At 66.3% G+C, this 15792-nt stretch carries 14 protein-coding genes; 5 read left to right on the top strand and 9 right to left on the bottom strand.

What is annotated here, in order from left to right; all coding sequences use genetic code 11:
• Positions 1–35 precede the first annotated feature (35 nt).
• The 4 genes from RBB46_RS14845 to RBB46_RS14830 are packed head-to-tail and all read right to left on the bottom strand — an operon-like array spanning position 36 to position 4309.
• Positions 36–659: an ABC-type transport auxiliary lipoprotein family protein gene (locus RBB46_RS14845; RefSeq protein ID WP_306029797.1), complete on the bottom strand. Its 624-nt coding sequence runs from the start codon at positions 657–659 to the stop codon at positions 36–38.
• A gap of 20 nt (positions 660–679) precedes the next feature.
• Positions 680–2329, bottom strand: coding sequence for an MlaD family protein (locus tag RBB46_RS14840; protein WP_306029796.1), 1650 nt, complete (start codon positions 2327–2329; stop codon positions 680–682).
• An 18-nt stretch (positions 2330–2347) separates the two neighbouring features.
• Positions 2348–3163, bottom strand: a complete 816-nt coding sequence (locus RBB46_RS14835) for an ABC transporter ATP-binding protein (RefSeq protein WP_306029795.1) — start codon at positions 3161–3163, stop codon at positions 2348–2350.
• Positions 3164–4309, bottom strand: coding sequence for an ABC transporter permease (locus RBB46_RS14830; RefSeq protein ID WP_306029794.1), 1146 nt, complete (start codon positions 4307–4309; stop codon positions 3164–3166).
• A gap of 240 nt (positions 4310–4549) precedes the next feature.
• On the opposite strand from RBB46_RS14830, the gene dgcN reads away from it, so the two are divergent.
• Entirely contained in the window at positions 4550–5563 is a 1014-nt protein-coding gene (gene dgcN / locus RBB46_RS14825) for an N-acetyltransferase DgcN (RefSeq protein WP_306029793.1), read from the top strand.
• Positions 5560–6543: an N-acetyl-D-Glu racemase DgcA gene (gene dgcA / locus RBB46_RS14820; protein WP_306029792.1), complete on the top strand. Its 984-nt coding sequence runs from the start codon at positions 5560–5562 to the stop codon at positions 6541–6543. Before dgcN ends, dgcA begins: the two co-directional genes overlap by 4 nt.
• 21 nt (positions 6544–6564) lie before the next feature.
• On the opposite strand, the gene RBB46_RS14815 is transcribed toward dgcA, so the two are convergent.
• Positions 6565–7797, bottom strand: coding sequence for an MFS transporter (locus tag RBB46_RS14815; RefSeq protein WP_306029791.1), 1233 nt, complete (start codon positions 7795–7797; stop codon positions 6565–6567).
• Between the two features lie 127 nt (positions 7798–7924).
• Between RBB46_RS14815 and RBB46_RS14810 the strand changes: the two genes are divergently transcribed.
• Together RBB46_RS14810 and RBB46_RS14805 are read left to right on the top strand one after the other, a co-directional pair.
• A complete protein-coding gene (locus RBB46_RS14810; RefSeq protein WP_306029790.1) occupies positions 7925–9166 on the top strand; it encodes a protein phosphatase CheZ in 1242 nt (413 codons plus the stop codon).
• A gap of 171 nt (positions 9167–9337) precedes the next feature.
• Positions 9338–10387 carry a DUF2336 domain-containing protein gene (locus tag RBB46_RS14805; protein WP_306029789.1) on the top strand — a complete coding sequence of 350 codons (1050 nt, stop codon included), beginning with the start codon at positions 9338–9340 and terminating at the stop codon, positions 10385–10387.
• A 24-nt stretch (positions 10388–10411) separates the two neighbouring features.
• Here RBB46_RS14805 and RBB46_RS14800 read toward each other — a convergent pair whose 3' ends face one another.
• From RBB46_RS14800 to RBB46_RS14790, 3 genes are all read right to left on the bottom strand, one after another.
• Positions 10412–11401 (bottom strand): threonine/serine dehydratase, encoded by a 990-nt coding sequence (locus RBB46_RS14800; protein WP_306029788.1) that lies wholly within the window; start codon positions 11399–11401, stop codon positions 10412–10414.
• Between the two features lie 97 nt (positions 11402–11498).
• Positions 11499–12542: a glycosyltransferase family 1 protein gene (locus RBB46_RS14795; protein WP_306029902.1), complete on the bottom strand. Its 1044-nt coding sequence runs from the start codon at positions 12540–12542 to the stop codon at positions 11499–11501.
• On the bottom strand, positions 12542–13348 hold the full coding sequence (locus RBB46_RS14790; protein ID WP_306029787.1) for a UDP-2,3-diacylglucosamine diphosphatase: 807 nt from the start codon (positions 13346–13348) through the stop codon (positions 12542–12544). Before RBB46_RS14790 ends, RBB46_RS14795 begins: the two co-directional genes overlap by 1 nt.
• A gap of 202 nt (positions 13349–13550) precedes the next feature.
• On the opposite strand from RBB46_RS14790, the gene RBB46_RS14785 reads away from it, so the two are divergent.
• The gene (locus tag RBB46_RS14785) at positions 13551–14330 is read left to right on the top strand and encodes an SDR family oxidoreductase (protein WP_306029786.1); all 780 of its coding nucleotides are present in this window, start codon (positions 13551–13553) and stop codon (positions 14328–14330) included.
• Between the two features lie 133 nt (positions 14331–14463).
• Here the strand turns inward: RBB46_RS14785 and RBB46_RS14780 are convergent, their stop codons facing one another.
• Entirely contained in the window at positions 14464–15768 is a 1305-nt protein-coding gene (locus RBB46_RS14780; RefSeq protein ID WP_306029785.1) for an OmpP1/FadL family transporter, read from the bottom strand.
• Positions 15769–15792 lie beyond the last annotated feature (24 nt).

Below are 15792 nucleotides of genomic sequence, written 5' to 3'. Positions count from 1 at the left end.
AGCGTCCGGCTCTGGCATCCCCCACGCCGGAAGCTTCAAACGTTGGACAGCACCCAGGTGGAGATCTCGCGCAGCACCGCGTCGGCGGCCGCGTTCATCGCTGCCACCGCGTCGGTGACGCTGGTGCTCTTCGCAGGCACCTCCGTGCGGAAGATGCGGGTCGCCTTGGTGCGGCCGTTGCGGTCGTTGACGAGGCGAACCATCATCTCCACGACGGCGCGGTCCTGCCCGTCGATGCGCAGTTCGAAGGCACGCAGGTCGCTCTGCAGCTGGTAGTCGATCAGCAACCCCTCGCCCGGCAGGCCGACACCGCGCAGACCCCTCGTGTTTTCCAGCGACTGGACGATCTTCGCCTGCACCACCTTGGGCAGCGTGTCGGTCCACGCGGCTTTCGGGAAATAGGTATAGACCGGCCCCGTATCGACCACCGCGATGGAGGCCGTGTCGAGCGCCTGCAGCGCGCGCGGCGCGGGAACCAGCACTTGCACACGGGCAGCCCGGCCCGCACGCCCTGTCTCCGCCGCCGGCGGTGTGGTCAGGCCGTAATAGGCATCCGGCGCACTCGATCCCGCACAGCCGGCAACGACGAGCACCAGCGAGAGGCCGATCACCGAGAAGGCGCGCCTCAGGCCGCCATGCCGAACATCATCCAACCGCATGCCCCACCCCGTCTGCATTCTCATCGTCTTTGCGCCCCGCCGAAGGTGGGCTTGTCGTCGCCGCCGAAGATCACACGCTGCGGGTCACGGTTGAGATCGGCGACGGTGCGCTGGATCTCCACCAGCGTCCGGCTGAGTTGTGCCATCGCACTGGAGAAGTCGGCCGAGCCGCGTGTGGTGAACCGCTCCAGCCCGCTGGTCACCGGACCGACGCGCTCGGCCAGCACGTCGGCGACCTTGCGGATCGAGGCAGCGGCCTGGGTCGCTTCCGCGACCAGCCCCTCGCCGTCGCCCTCGACCATGGCATCGACCTTGTCGACGACACCCTGAAGCCGTGTGCCGGTTGCATTGAGTTTCGCGGCAAGCTCCTGCGCATCGGCAAGGATCTGGTCGATCTCCGGCCCGCGCCCCTTCAGCGACTGCGAGAACTCGGTGACGTTGTCGACCGCCTCTCCGGCCTTGTCGATGGCCGTCGCAATCGTCTGCGTGCGGGTCGCAAGCCCCCCGGAAAGCTCCTCGACCGAGGCGACGACACTCGCCACCTTCTGCGGATCGACGGCGGCGACGATCCGGTCGATCCGCCCGACGGTCTCCACCAGTTGCTCGCCCAGCACGCGCGCGTCGGAGAGTATCTTGCGGATGTCCTCCTCGCTCGCTGCGGCGACCGAACTGACGCTCTCGAAATTCTCCATCGTGCGCGTCGTCGAGACGACGAGCCGGTCGATATCGTCGGAGCGGTCCTTGAGGATCGCTGTAAAGGCGGCCACGCCGTCGACGATCTCGGAAATCGCACCGGGGCGGATCGCGGCGATGACCTTGTCGAACTCGCCAAGGCTCTGTGTCAGGCCCACGGTGAACTGCTTCAGTTCCTCCGCCGCCTTTTCCGCATCGTCGATCAGGCCGACAAGCCCGTCCGCGGCATTGGCGACCTTCGAGGTGACGGAGGCCGCGTCGTCGACAATCTGGGTAACCTTCTCGGGCGGCACTGCATCGACGATTGCCGTGGCGCTGTCGACGAGCCCCTCAAGCCGGCCGGACAGGCTCTGCAGGGCTTCGCCGGTGCTCGCCACGCTCGACATGAACGTGTCGACGCCGTCGGCGTTCTTGGCCAGCGCATCGGAAAAGACGCGCGCGTTGACGATGATCTGGTTCACTTCCTCGCGGTTGTCCGTGACGACCTTCTCGACGGCGGCAAGCGTTGTATCGGCCCGGGTCAGGATATCGCGGGCGCCCTCGACGATGTCCTCGAAGGCGGAACGCTCGGCATGGATCACCGGCGGCTCCTCGGCATCGGGATCGAGCAGCAGCGGCGCGTCTGTGGTGCCCCCGGAAAGGTCGACATAGGCGATGCCGGACAGTGTCTGGAAGCCGAGCGTCGCCTTGACGTCCCTGCGCAGCGGCGTCGACGGGCGCACACGGATTGTCGCGATGACAACGCTGGGATCCTGCTGGTCGAAACCCAGGTCGCCGACGTCGCCGACCTTGATGCCGTTGAAGTTGACGGCGCCGCCGACCGACAGTCCGGTGACCGCCCCGTTGAAGATCACCTTCACCGGCAGCGCGCGCGGCCCTTCGGCGCGGCTTCCCAGCCAATAGATGAAAACGAATCCGATGATGAGCGTCGCAAAGACGAACGCGCCGATGGCAATGTAGTTCGCGCGGGTTTCCATGCTTTTTTCAGTTCCTGCTCATACCCGCCGCAGCGCCCGCTCACCGTTGAAATAGGACTGGACCCATGCGTTGTCGAACTTCATCAGTTCGTCGATGGTCCCGACCCTGAGCACCTTCTTCTCTCCTAATACCGCGACCCGGTCGCAAATGGAATGCAAGCTGTCCAGATCGTGGGTCACCATGTAGACCGTCAGCCCGAGCGTGTCCCGCAACTTGCGCACCAGATCGTCGAAGGCCGCCGCGCCGATCGGATCAAGCCCGGAGGTCGGTTCGTCGAGAAAGACCAGATCGGGATCGAGCGCCAGCGAGCGGGCAAGGCTTGCCCGCTTGATCATGCCGCCGGACAGTTCGGACGGAAATTTCTCGGCCGCGGAGCGCGGCAGACCGACCATCTCGATCTTGAGCAGCGCCAACTCGTCCATCAGCCGCTGCGACATGCGCATGTGCTCGCGCATCGGCACCTGGATGTTCTGCCGGACCGTGAGCGAGGAGAACAGCGCGCCCTGCTGGAAAAGCACTCCCCAGCGCCGCTCGACCTCCTGGCGTTCGTCGGGCGTCGCCTTCTGCAGGTCGACGCCGAACACCTCGATCGTGCCGGCGCGCTTCGGCGTCAATCCGAGAATGGCACGCATCAGAACCGATTTGCCGGTGCCCGACCCGCCAACGAAACCGAGAATTTCGCGCGCGTTGACGTCGAGGTCGAGATCCCTGAGCACAATCGTCGAGCCAAAGCCGACGGTCACCCCGCGGGCGCTCAGGATAACCTGGCGCGAACCCGCGTGACCGGCCGGAGCCGGGTTCTGCGCGGGAAGACTGTCGCTTGCCGGCTGCATTCAGATTCCGATCGAGGAGAAGAAGATTGCGAAAAGCCCGTCCACCACAATCACCATGAAGATCGCCTTCACCACCGACATCGTGGTGTGGTGCCCGAGCGATTCCGCCGAACCTTCCACTTTCATGCCCTCGACGCAGGCAACCAGGCCGATGATCAGCGCCATGAACGGTGCCTTGATGATCCCGACCATCAGCGTATCGACGGTAACCGCCACCTGCATCAGATCGATGAAAACGCGCGGCGCGATGTCGAGATAGATCCAGCTCACCAGCCCGGCGCCGAACAATGCCGCCAGGTTGGACAGAAAGGTGAGCACCGGCAGGGCAAGGATCAGGGCGAACAGGCGCGGCAGGATCAGGACTTCCGTCACCCTGAGGCCGATGACATGCAGCGCGTCGATCTCCTCGCGCATCTTCATCGAGCCGATCTCGGCGGTGAAGGCCGAGCCGGAGCGGCCCGCGACCATGATCGCGGTGAGAATGACGCCGATCTCGCGCAGCACCAGCACGCCGGCGAGATCGACCACGTAGATGTCGGCACCGAACTGGCGCAGGTAGAACCCGCCCTGCTGCGAAATGATCGCCCCGATCAGGAAGCTCATCAGCAGCACGATCGGCACTGCGCCGATGCAAGCCCGGTCGAACTGGGTCGCAACGGACACCAGACGCAGGCTACGAGGGCGCAGGAAGACGCCGGAAAGCACGCTGACCAGCGAGCCGACGATATGCAGCACGGCCTTGACGTCGCCGCCGACATCGACGACCTCGCGCCCGGTCTTCTCCAGGATGCCAAGCAGCGACAGAGGGTGGCGCTCCGGCTTCCAGGCCGGCGGGTGATGCTGCTCGACCTCGCCGATGAGGGCCTCGTAGGAGCTGCGCACGCCCGTTCGCTCGACCCGCCCCCCTTGAAACTCGATGTCCGCCTGCAGGCGGTGGATAAGCCAGGCTCCGGCGGTATCGAGCCCCTTGAGCTGCGACAGGTCGAGCTGAACCATATTTGCGCGCGGGATCGCGAACTCGCCGACGGCCAGCTCCATCGCTTCGCTGTTGCGGATCGTCCACGGCCCCTCGATCACGATCCGGCAGTCGCCTTCCCGGTCGCTGACCGAAATCCGTGGAATATCCTGCGCCGCGTGGACCGTCATCCGCCTCTGCCATTGTCGTGGATGCCATCTCGGCGGATCTCCGCCGGGCAAAGGTCGGAAGCTGCCGCAGGGTTTGCCGCACCGCCGCGCGCCCCCCTTGCCGAGCCTCCTCTCGCCCACGTATACCTTGACCCCGATGCAAGCGTCCAGCCGTGCGGGCCGGCGACATGCAGCCCGCGCCGGACACGCCCCCTCTCCCCTCGTGCCGGCCGGACATTCTTCAGGTATCAGGAGCATCCGATGGAAATCGCCCATCCCTATCTGCTGTTTCTCGGCGACGTGCCGGACGCGCTGGCGGCCAAGACCGGCCTCGGCATCGTCGACTGGCGCCGGGACTGGTGCCATGGCCAGCTCCGCCTGGACGGATGCAAGGCGGATGCGAAACTGCCCGACATGACGCCCCAGGAAGCCGCGAAGTCCGGTGTCAAGACGATGGTCATCGGCGCCGTCAATGCCGGCGGCGTGCTGCCGGACCATTGGATCGCCTCGGTTGTCGAGGCGCTTGATGCCGGCCTCGACATCGCCAGCGGCCTGCACATGCGGCTTGCCTCCGTGCCTGAGATCCGCGATGCGGCCGCCCGCAACGGGCGTCAGTTGCACGATGTCCGCCATTCCGACATGCGGTTCGACACCGGCAAGGGCACGAAGCGCAGCGGCAAGCGCGTGCTCGCCGTCGGCACGGACTGTTCGGTCGGCAAGAAATACACCGCCCTGGCGCTGGAGCAGGCCATGCGGGCGAAGGGCTTCGACGCGGATTTCCGCGCCACCGGCCAGACCGGCATCTTCATCTCCGGCCGCGGCGTCTCGCTCGACGCGGTCGTCGCCGACTTCATCTCCGGCGCGGCGGAATGGATCTCCCCCGCCGCCGATGAGAACCACTGGGACGTGATCGAGGGTCAGGGCTCGCTGTTCCATCCCTCCTTCGCCGGCGTCACGCTCGGTCTGCTGCACGGCTCGCAGCCCGACGCCTTCATCGTCTGCCACGAGCCGACCCGCACCAACATGCGCGGCGTCAAGACCCCGCTGCCGACCATCCAGCAGGTGATCGACCTGACCATCGCCTGCGGCCGGCTGACCAACCCGGACATCCGCTGCGTCGGCATCTGCATCAACACGGCCGCCCTCGGCGAGGACGAGGCGCGCAAGCTGCTGGCCGCCACGCAGGCCGAATACGGGCTTCCCGCAACCGACCCCGTCCGCTTCGGCTGCGACAACGTCGTCGAGCGGATCGCAGCCGAGTTCGGTCAGCCATGACCGTCGATCTGGCGGTCGCAACGGACAGTTGGCCGATCGAGGGCGGTTTCACCATCGCCCGCGGAAGCCGCACCCACGCCCATGTCGTCGTGGCGACCCTGACATCGGGACCGCATGGCGGGCGCGGCGAATGCGTGCCCTATGCCCGCTACGGCGAGACCGTGGAGGGGGTGATGGAGGAGATCGCCCGTCTCGCCCCGGACATCGCCCGCGGGCTCGACCGGGAAAGCCTGCAACTCGCCATGCCGGCCGGCGCGGCGCGCAACGCGCTCGACTGCGCCTTCTGGGACCTTGCCGCGAAACAGGCCGGCGTTTCCGCCGCCGAGCTTGCCGGCGTATCCGCGATGACGGCGATGACCACCGCCTTCACCATCAGCCTCGGCACGCCGGAGAAGATGGCCGACGACACGGCCCGCGCCCGCACCCGGCCGCTTCTGAAGATCAAGCTCGGCGGCGAGGGCGACGATGCCCGCATCGCCGCCGTGCGCGCCGCCGCGCCCGACGCACGCCTCATCGTCGACGCCAACGAGGCCTGGACCGAGGATCTGTTCGCCCGCAACATGGCCGCCTGCCTTGCCGCCGGGGTCGAACTGATCGAACAGCCGCTGCCCGCCGACGCGGACGGCGCGCTGGCAACGCTTGCCCGGCCGATCCCGGTCTGTGCCGACGAGAGCCTGCACACCGCGGCCGACCTGGAGCGGCTCGCACCGCTCTACGACGCGGTCAACATCAAGCTCGACAAGACCGGTGGCTTGAGCGAGGCGCTGGTGCTGGCCCGCGCCGCGCGGCGGATGAACTTCAAGGTCATGGTCGGCTGCATGCTCGGCACCTCGCTCGCCATGGCGCCGGCGACGCTGGTCGCGCAAGGAGCCGACTATGTCGACCTCGACGCACCGCTGCTGCTGGCCAAGGACCGCGAACCGGGCCTCGTCTTCGAGGGCAGCACGCTGCATCCCCCGCAACCGGCGCTCTGGGGCTGACATCGGCGCGGCCGCGAGGGTTCAGCTCTCGCGCCGCACGGCGAGGCCGGCGACCAGGAAGACCCCTCCAAGCGCGGCGAGCCCCGCCATTGCCGCGAAGGCCGGCACCGCGCCGCTCGCGTAGAGCAGGCCGGCGGCGGTGGACGCGAGGGCCGTGACCACCCCGCCGGCCATCGACATCACCCCCTGCGCGGCCCCGGCCCATTGCGGCGGGGCATTGCGCGCGACGAAGGCGACGGCGCCCAGATGAGTGGCGCCGAAACTGAGCCCGTGCAGCAGTTGCAGGGCTGCGATCGACACCGGATCGCTCGCCAGCGGGAACAGCAGCCAGCGCAGGACGGCGCCGCCGATCCCCAGCGCCAGCAGGCCGGTGACGCCGAGCCTTGCCCTCACCGTTGACGACATCGCGAAGAGGCCGATCTCGGTGATCACTCCGAGCCCCCAAAGCCCACCGACCCAAATACCGGACAGGCCGACCCCCGACCAGAACAGCGCGCTGAAGGCATAATAGGCGGCATGGCTCGCCTGCACGCAGCCCGCCGCCAGCACGACGAGCAGGAACCCGGCATCGAGGAAGCGCGCCTCGCCCCTCAGCAGGCGCAGTTTCGCCGCAAGACCGCTCCGGCGGCGGCCGCGCCCCGCCTCCTCCGTCTCGAGCCCGGCAAGGGCAAGATCGGGCGAGACGAAGGAGACCGATTCGTTTTCCAGGACCCGGACACGCCCCAGCGGCACCGACCAGCCGGCAAGAGCGGCGCCCGCAAGGCCCGCGACGATGCCACCGACCACAACTTCCACGGTCCATTGCCCGACCAGCGCGCCCCCGGCAAGGTTGGCAAGGATGAAGGAGATCGATCCCCACATCCGCATGCGCCCATAGTCGCCAGCGCCCTCCCGCTCGACCCGCGCGGCAAGTGCATCGCCCAGCGGCATCAGCGGCGACCAGGCGATGGAAATCACCACCAGCAAAAGCGCGCTGGCAAGGAAGCCCGTGACCACGAAGAATCCGGAAAACGCGATTGCAGCCAACAGGCTGAGCAGGGCAATGGCCCGTCCGGGCGAGGCGAAACGGTCGACGGCGGCGGAGATCAGCGGGTTGGCCGCAAGCCGCACGACAAGCGGCACGGCAAGCAGCGTCCCGATCTCGCCTGCGCCCAGGCCCGCCTCTGCGAGCACCAGCGGGAAGAAGGGGAGAAACAGGCCGAGACCGAAGAAATAGGCCGCGAACAGCGCCGCAACCCTGGCTCGCAAGGGCATGGATGGAGAACCCGTGTTCCGGTTGGACTGGCGTTCTATACCGATTTTAAGGATTTGGCGATTAAGCATGTGGGATCGCAGTCGGCATGCCGGCACCGGGAAAATTCAGGAACGCGGAACGATACTGATGGCTGACATGGGCACGCCCAGCGCGATCCGGGAAAGCGACTATGACGCGATCCTGACCGCCTTGACGGATACCGATCGCGGCCGCTGGTTCCTGCAGGAATACACCAAGCGGAACCAGAAGCCCGACACCCAGGTGGTGCTGGAGGCGATCGGTCGGCTGGAAAAGGCGATGACCCGCGAGCGCGCGGTGCCGAACATCGACCGCATTCGCCTCGATATCGCCGACATGCAGGAAGCCATCGAGCGCACCAAGCGCGAGATCGCCAACATCAAGCACGAGCAGGAAGACGGCAACCGCTTCATCGAGGCCTCCAACGAACTCGACGCGATCGTCACCAAGACGGAAAGCGCCACCCAGGAGATCCTCGCCGCCGCCGAAGCCATCCAGGAAACCGCCTGGACGCTGCGCGAGAACGGTGCCGACGAAGCCAGCTGCGACGACATCGATGCGCGCGCCACCGAGATCTTCATGGCCTGCTCCTTCCAGGACCTGACCGGCCAGCGCACCCAGAAGATCGTCCAGGTGCTGCAATACCTGGAATCGCGCATCAACCTGATGATCTCGATCTGGGGCATCGAGGACGCCACCGCCACCGACACGAAATTCGTCGAGGACACGCGTCCCGACGCGCATCTGCTCAACGGCCCCCAGATGGACGGCAAGGGCGTATCCCAGAACGCCGTCGACGAGATGTTCGGCAGTCTCGAGAAGGACACGAACGCAGCCGGGGAAGATCCTTTCGAGGCCGCGGCCAGTGCCATGGAGGCCGAGGTCGAGGAAATCCGCGCGGAAGACGAAACCGGTGCCGACGACAACGCGGACGACGCCTCGGTCTTTGCCGGGGAAACCGCCTCGCAGGACGAGATCGAGGCGCTGTTCGCCTCCCCGCCCCCTGCCGTTGAGGCTGACGAGGATCCCGCCGACGTCTTCCAGACCGCCCCTGAGGACGACGCCGGAGACCCCGACTACACGGCCGGCCTGGAATTCGACGACATCGATTTTGCCGAAGCCGATGTCTTCGAGCGTCCCGAAGCCAAGACCACGGCGGACGACATCCTCCCCGAGGACGACATCGTCATGATCGACGACGAGGACACCGCCGCCTGGGAAGCGGAGTTCAAGGTCGAGCCGGAGGACACCCCGAAGCCGGTGAAATCCGCCGCTCCCCTGTCCGACGATGACGGCGACGATCCGATGGACCAGTTGTCGCCCGGCGAAAAGCAGTCCCTGTTCAGCTAGGCTCGGGACCCGGGCGGGTTCATGCCGGGTCATTGCGGACAGCTGCGCTCCTGCCGCAGGGGAAGTGTCACTACGTAATTTTAACGCTCTGAAACTACGATTGTTCTTGGGAGGACGGCGTGTTTGCCGTTATCTGTTCCGAATTGAAACGACTGCATTGGACCATGGGGCATGATCCGGGACAGACTGGAGGAACTGGCGCGTATCCGTGAGCCTTCGGCTCGCTCGGAACTCGTTCGCCTGCTAAGTGCCCAATATGCCGACAAGCTGGAGCGCGAGCCGACCGACGCGGAGCGCTATCTTTTCTCCGGCCTTGTCCTTGATGTCTTCGAACAGCTCGAACATTCCGTGCGCCTCGACATTGTCGTTCGCCTGGCGCGCACCGAGCGCATCACCCAGCCGCTTGCCGACCGCCTCGCCGAGGAGCCCTTCGAGCTGTGCGAGCCGGTGCTCGAACATTCGCCCGTCGTCAGCACGGAAAAGCTGATCGAGGTGTCGCGCAAGCGCAGCGACCATCACAGGCTGGCAATCGCCCGGCGCATCCGCGTGCCCAAGGAGGTGGTCGATTCGCTGGTGGCCCGCGGCACCTTCCCCGTTCTCAACGCATTGCTGCAGAATGACGGATCGGAATTCGCTGTGCGCGCCCTGCTGGCGCTGCTGATCCTTGCCGGGTCCGACCAGCGTCTGCTCGGCGCCCTGGCGCTCCGCTGTGCCCAGGATGACGGCTTCCGCGACGACCTCCGCATGATCTCGCAGACCGACTGCCCCCTGATGCCGCCCGAACTGGAAAAGGCGCTCGACGACGACGAGACGCTGACCAGGATCGCCAGCCGCGCCGTTGCCGACGACCGCGACGCGGGACTGGAGATTGGCGGCGAGCAGCTCTCGAAGCACGAGATCCGCATCCAGATCGCCTCCGGCGAGCTCAGCTTCGAGAACATCCTGCTGACGCTGCTCGAGCGCAAGGACATGGATGCGATTGTCTGGCTGGTCTCGCGCCACCTCTCGCTGCGCGACGGCTCGGTGCGCGACACCTTCGCCTCGCAGGCCGACGGTGCAGTGGCAATGCTGATGAAGGAAACCGGAATCGGCCACAAGACCTACGGCAAGTTCCTGAAATTCCGCTGCGAATGGTTGGGGGTAGGCTCCGCAGGCGTTGCCCAGGAAGTCTACACCTACCGCACCATGCGCCACCCCGGAGGCAAGCGCACCTTCAACTGAGGGGCCTTTTGGCCGAGGCCTGGTTCACCCGGCGGCCAGCGCCTCCGCCATCACGTCGGCGTCGATATTGCCCCCCGACAGCGTCAGCGCCACGCACCGCCCCGCAAGCGGCAGTTTTCCGGACAGCACGGCGGCAAGACCGACCGCCCCACCCGGCTCGACCACCAGCTTCAGCTCCCTGAAGGCAAAGGCAACCGCCGCCATCGCTTCGGCATCGCTCACTGCAATTCCGCCCCATGCCCGCCGGCTGGTGATCGAAAAGCCGAGCTCGCCGGGTTCCCGCGACAGCAGCGCATCGCAGACAGAGCCGGCTTCGCGCGCATTGGGAACCCGCGTCCCGGCCGCCAACGAGCGGCCGTAATCGTCGAAGCCTTCCGGTTCAACCGGAACCATGTCGCAGGCAGGCAGGAGCGTTTCCAGTGCCAGCGCGATGCCGCCGGTCATACCCCCGCCACCGGCGCAGGTCAGCATCGCATCGGGAGAGAGCCCCATGGCCATCGCCTGTTCGGCCAGTTCCGCGCCGATGGTTCCCTGCCCGGCGATCACCCCGGCATCGTTGTAGGGGTGAACGAACGTCGCCCCGGTCTCGGCGCCGATTGTCGCGGCAATCGCGTCACGGTCCTCTTCACCGCGCCTGTAGGTGACGACGCGCGCGCCCGAACGCCGCGTGCGCTCCAGCTTCGCCGTCGGTGCATCCTGCGGCATGACGATGGTCGCCGGCATGCCGAGCAGCCGCGCCGCTTCGGCGACGCCTTGCGCGTGGTTGCCGGACGAGCAGGCGACGACGCCGCGCGACCGCTCGCCTTCCGGTATCAGCGACAGGCGGTTATAGGCGCCGCGAAACTTGAACGATCCGGTCCGCTGCAGGTTTTCCGCCTTGAGCAGCACGGTGCCGCCGACGAGTGCATCGAGATAGGCGGAGCGCAGCAGCGGTGTCAGTATCGCCTCGCCGGCAATGCGCGCCCGCGCATCGACGATGTCCTGATAGGACGGGGCAACTGCGAAACTGTCCATGGAGGCCTCCACCGGAGCGAAAAGGGATGCCCTATCCGTACACGATGGCGGCACGCGGAAGAAGGGCAAGACATTCGCTTGCCACGTCTTTTGGCAATCAGGCCGCGCCAGGCATCGCGGCGTTGGCCGCCGCCGCATTGCAGTTCTCGATGAACTGCCGGGTGCTCTGCGCCCAGCGATAGGTCAGCGCGACCTCGCGGCAGCGCGTTCTGGAAACTCCAAGCGCGGCAAGCGCCGCCTGCCCCAGGTCGGAAGCGAGGATGCCGGCGCCGGTCCCCTCAAGAATGTCCTGCGGGCCCATCACCGGGTAGGCCGCCACCGGCACCCCGCAGGCAAGCGCCTCCAGCACCACATTGCCGAACGTGTCGGTCAGGCTCGGAAAGACGACCACGTCGGCCGCCGCATAGTGACGGGCAAGTTCATCGCCGGTCTTCGATCCGGTGAACAGCACCTGCGGGTAGCGGGCCCGCAGCTCCGCCAGTTGCGGCCCGTCGCCGACCACGACGCGCGTGCCGGGAAGGTCCAGATCGAGAAAGGCGGCGATGTTCTTCTCCACCGCCACCCGGCCGACATACATGAAAACCGGCCCGGCAAGATTTGTGAGCCCGGCGGGGCGCGGCTCGCCCTCGCGCGGACGGAACAGCTCGTGATCGACACCGCGCGACCAGCGCATCAGGTTGGTGAAGCCGCGCGCGCGCAGTTCGCGCTCCAGCGTCGGCGTCGCCACCATGCAGCCATGGCCCGAATTGTGAAACCTGCGCAGCCAGGCATACGACCAGGAGACCGGCACCGGCATGCGCGCCGAAAGATACTCGGGAAAACGCGTGTGGTAGCTCGTCGTGAAGGCCCGCCCGAGGCCGCGCGCCACCCGCGCCGCGAGCAAGCCCAGCGGGCCTTCCGTGGCGATGTGCAGATGTTCGAAATCCCCGGCCTCTATCCGCCGGCGAAGCGCCGCCGGCGTCGTCAGCGTCAGCCGGATCTCGGAATAGGTCGGGCAGGGAACGGTGTAGAAATCGGCCGGCGACAGCACCTCGACCCTGACGCCCAGGCGCAGCAACTCCTCTACGGTACGCTCGATCGAGCGCACGACGCCGTTGATCTGCGGGTGCCAGGCGTCGGAGACGATGAGCAGCGATTTCATCATGCGGCGGCCTGCGCGCCGCGCGGCGCCTCGTCGAGGGCGGGCAGTTCGCGTGCCCGTTCCGCCCAGCGGATGATCTCGAACGTGCCGTCATGATGCTCGGCAACCGCGGTGCAACTCTCCACCCAGTCGCCTGTGTTAATATAGTGGGTGCCGAACTCGCGATGATCGGCGGCATGGTGGATGTGGCCGCAGATCACCCCGTCGACCCCCTGGCGCTCCGCCTCGCCGGCCAGCGTCTCCTCGAACTTGCCGATGAAATTGACCGCGTTCTTGACCTTCAGCTTGGCCCAGGCAGACAGCGACCAGTATTGCAGCCCAAGGCGGCGGCGCAGCACGTTCAGCACCGTGTTGAGGTTGAGCGCGCTGACATAGGCCCAGTCGCCGAGGAAGGCGAGCCACTTGGCATGACGCACGACCACGTCGAACCGGTCTCCGTGGATGACAAGATAGCGGCGCCCGTCAGCCGCCTCGTGGACGGTCTCCTCGACCACCTCGATGCCGCCGAAATGGGTGCCGAGGAAATCGCGCAGGAACTCGTCGTGATTGCCGGGCGTGTAGACGATGCGCGCGCCCTTGCGACCCTTGCGCATCAGCTTCTGCACCACGTCGTTATGGGCCTGCGGCCAGTACCACATGCGCCTCAGGCGCCAGCCATCAACGATATCGCCGACCAGGTAGATGGTCTCCGCATCGTGATACTTGAGGAAATCGAGAAGCAGCTCCGCCTGACATCCCCGGGTTCCCAAGTGGATGTCGGACAGGAAGATCGCCCGGTAATGTCGCGGGGCCGGCTCGATGGACATGGCACGCTCCTGACAAGACTTTGAGCGTTTAAATGCGCGATTCCGGTCTCAGAAATATGACAGCACGCGGAAACGGCTGCCGTCCTGCGGCAAGGGCGGGGTCGACTGGACGCGCGCCCTGCCCCTCCGCTATCACTTCTTGCAACCGCGAACGCGGCCCCGACAAGCCGCTTCGGCGACATGTCACCCAGGGAGAACGGACATGGATCTTGGAATTTCCGGCCGCACGGCCATCGTCTGCGCCTCGAGCCGCGGCCTCGGGCGCGGCTGCGCCGAGGCCCTCGCCGCCGCCGGCTGCAATCTCGTCGTCAACGGCCTCGACGCCGTCCGCCTCGATGCCACGGCCAGCGACATTCGCGCCCGTTTCGGCGTCGACGTGACCCCCGTCGTCGCCAATGTGTCGACGCCCGAGGGGCAGGAAGCCCTTCTCGCCGCCTGCCCGGAACCCGACATCCTGGTCAACAACAACGGCGGCCCGCCGCGCCGCGACTACCGGGAACTCGACCGCGAGGCGATGATCGACGGCGTCATCCAGAACATGATCTCGCCCATCGAGATGATCCAGAAGGTGGCCGACGGCATGGCCGAACGCGGGTTCGGCCGCATCGTCAACATCACCTCGATCACGGTGCGGATGCCGCTTGCCGGCCTCGATCTTTCGAGCGGCGCGCGGGCCGGACTGACAGCCTTCCTGGCCGGTGTCGGACGGCCCTACGCGGCGCGCAACGTCACGTTCAACAACCTGCTGCCGGGCAAGATGGACACCGACCGGCTGCGCGGCGGGCTGGAGCGGGCGGCCGAAACCTCCGGCCGCAGCGTCGAGGAGGTCGGACGGGCGCAGGCCGCGGAAATCCCGGCCGGGCGCTTCGGCACGGCGGAAGAGTTCGGGCAGGTCTGTGCCTTCTACTGTTCCGCCCATGCCGGCTATGTGACGGGGCAGAATATCCTCGTCGATGGCGGGCTCTATCCGGCCGCCTTCTAAGGTCGCAGGGCACAAACGAAGACACCGGCGGAGGGCCTCCGCCGGTGCAATACGAACAATTTCGAACATTGTTTGCGCATAATTGCGCGAAAATTGATCGAAACTTGCAGTTTTTTTGATACGCCGGACGGGCTCAGTAGCCGCGAACCGGATCGGCCTCGCCGCGATGCTTCGGCCCGCCCCAGCGATAGCGCATGGAGGCCGAGACGATGTTCACATTGGCATTGGCCTTGCCGATATAGGTACCGACTGCGGGAACGTAATCCTGATGGCCCGGGCCGATATTGATGTTCGCCTGTTCGCCGTGGATATAGGTGTAGCCGAGGTCGAACGACAGGTCCTCGCTGAACTCGTAGGAGGCGCCGGCCGACAACCACAGGCGGTTTGAATCCGGCAGACGGGTCGAGCGGATCGCATCGTCGATCGGCGAGAGCTCGTAGCCGATGCCGGCGCGCATCGTCAGGTCCTCGGTCACGTCGTACTCGCCGCCAAGGGCGAAGAACCAGCCGTCATTGTAGTTGAAATGCAGGGTCTGGACCGTCGCGCCATTGGCCTGAAGGGTGACCCGCGGCGACTTCAGCCGGCTCCAGTTGGTCCACTCGGCCGTGCCGAAGACGCGGAAGGCGTCGGTGACGCGCTGCTTCACCGACAGGTTGACCATGTCCGGCGTGATCAGGTTGGCGTTGATGGCATTGGTGCCGGCCGGTGACTGGATGCTGCCGCCGAGCGTGTGGGCAATGCCCGAGCGATAGCCCAGGCCGATCTCGGTGCCCTTGAACGGCTTGTAGGTGACGCCGGCGGTCACGCCGAAACCGATGTCGTCGCCTTCGAGTATGCCCGACGGGAAGCCCGCCACAGTGGGGATACCCGTCTTCAGCGACACGGCGAAATGCTGGAACTGCACGCCGAAGGCGACCGACAGCATGTCGTTGATCTTGTAGCCGATGATCGGGTTCACGTTGATCGACTGGGCCTTGGAGGAACGGGAATAGAACTGGCCGGCCCAGTTCTGCCCCGGCTTGGTGGCAAGGCCGAAGGGGGCATTGATCGCCACGCCGAAGAACACCTGGTCGGTCACCTTGTAGGCGGTGTAGGAGGCCGGCACATAGGCATCGTTGCCGATATCGCCGGACGGGACCGTGCTTGCGGGAACCGGTACGACGCCGGGCGTGAACGTGCCTGTGATCTCCGCGTTGGGAACGATCAGGGTGTTGTGCGTCTCGAAAGTAAACCCTTCGCCCGCGCCCGTAATCGTCGCCGGGTTCCAGAACATCGACGAGATGGACGGCCCCGTCGTGCCGTAGCCCGCGAAGGACATCCCCTGGTAGTAGGAGCTTTGCTCACGTAGTGCAAAACCACCAGCCTGCGCAGATGTTGCGGCAACAAGCCCGCCAACAACAGACAATGAAAGAATTACCGATGCTCTTTGTGTCAGCATGACTCGACCTGCTCCTCCCCGATA

The organism is Stappia sp. MMSF_3263, assembly GCF_030733745.1.
Lineage (GTDB): Bacteria > Pseudomonadota > Alphaproteobacteria > Rhizobiales > Stappiaceae > Stappia.
Note: the sequence above shows the minus strand (reverse complement) of the source record. Positions and strands in the feature narration are given on the sequence as shown.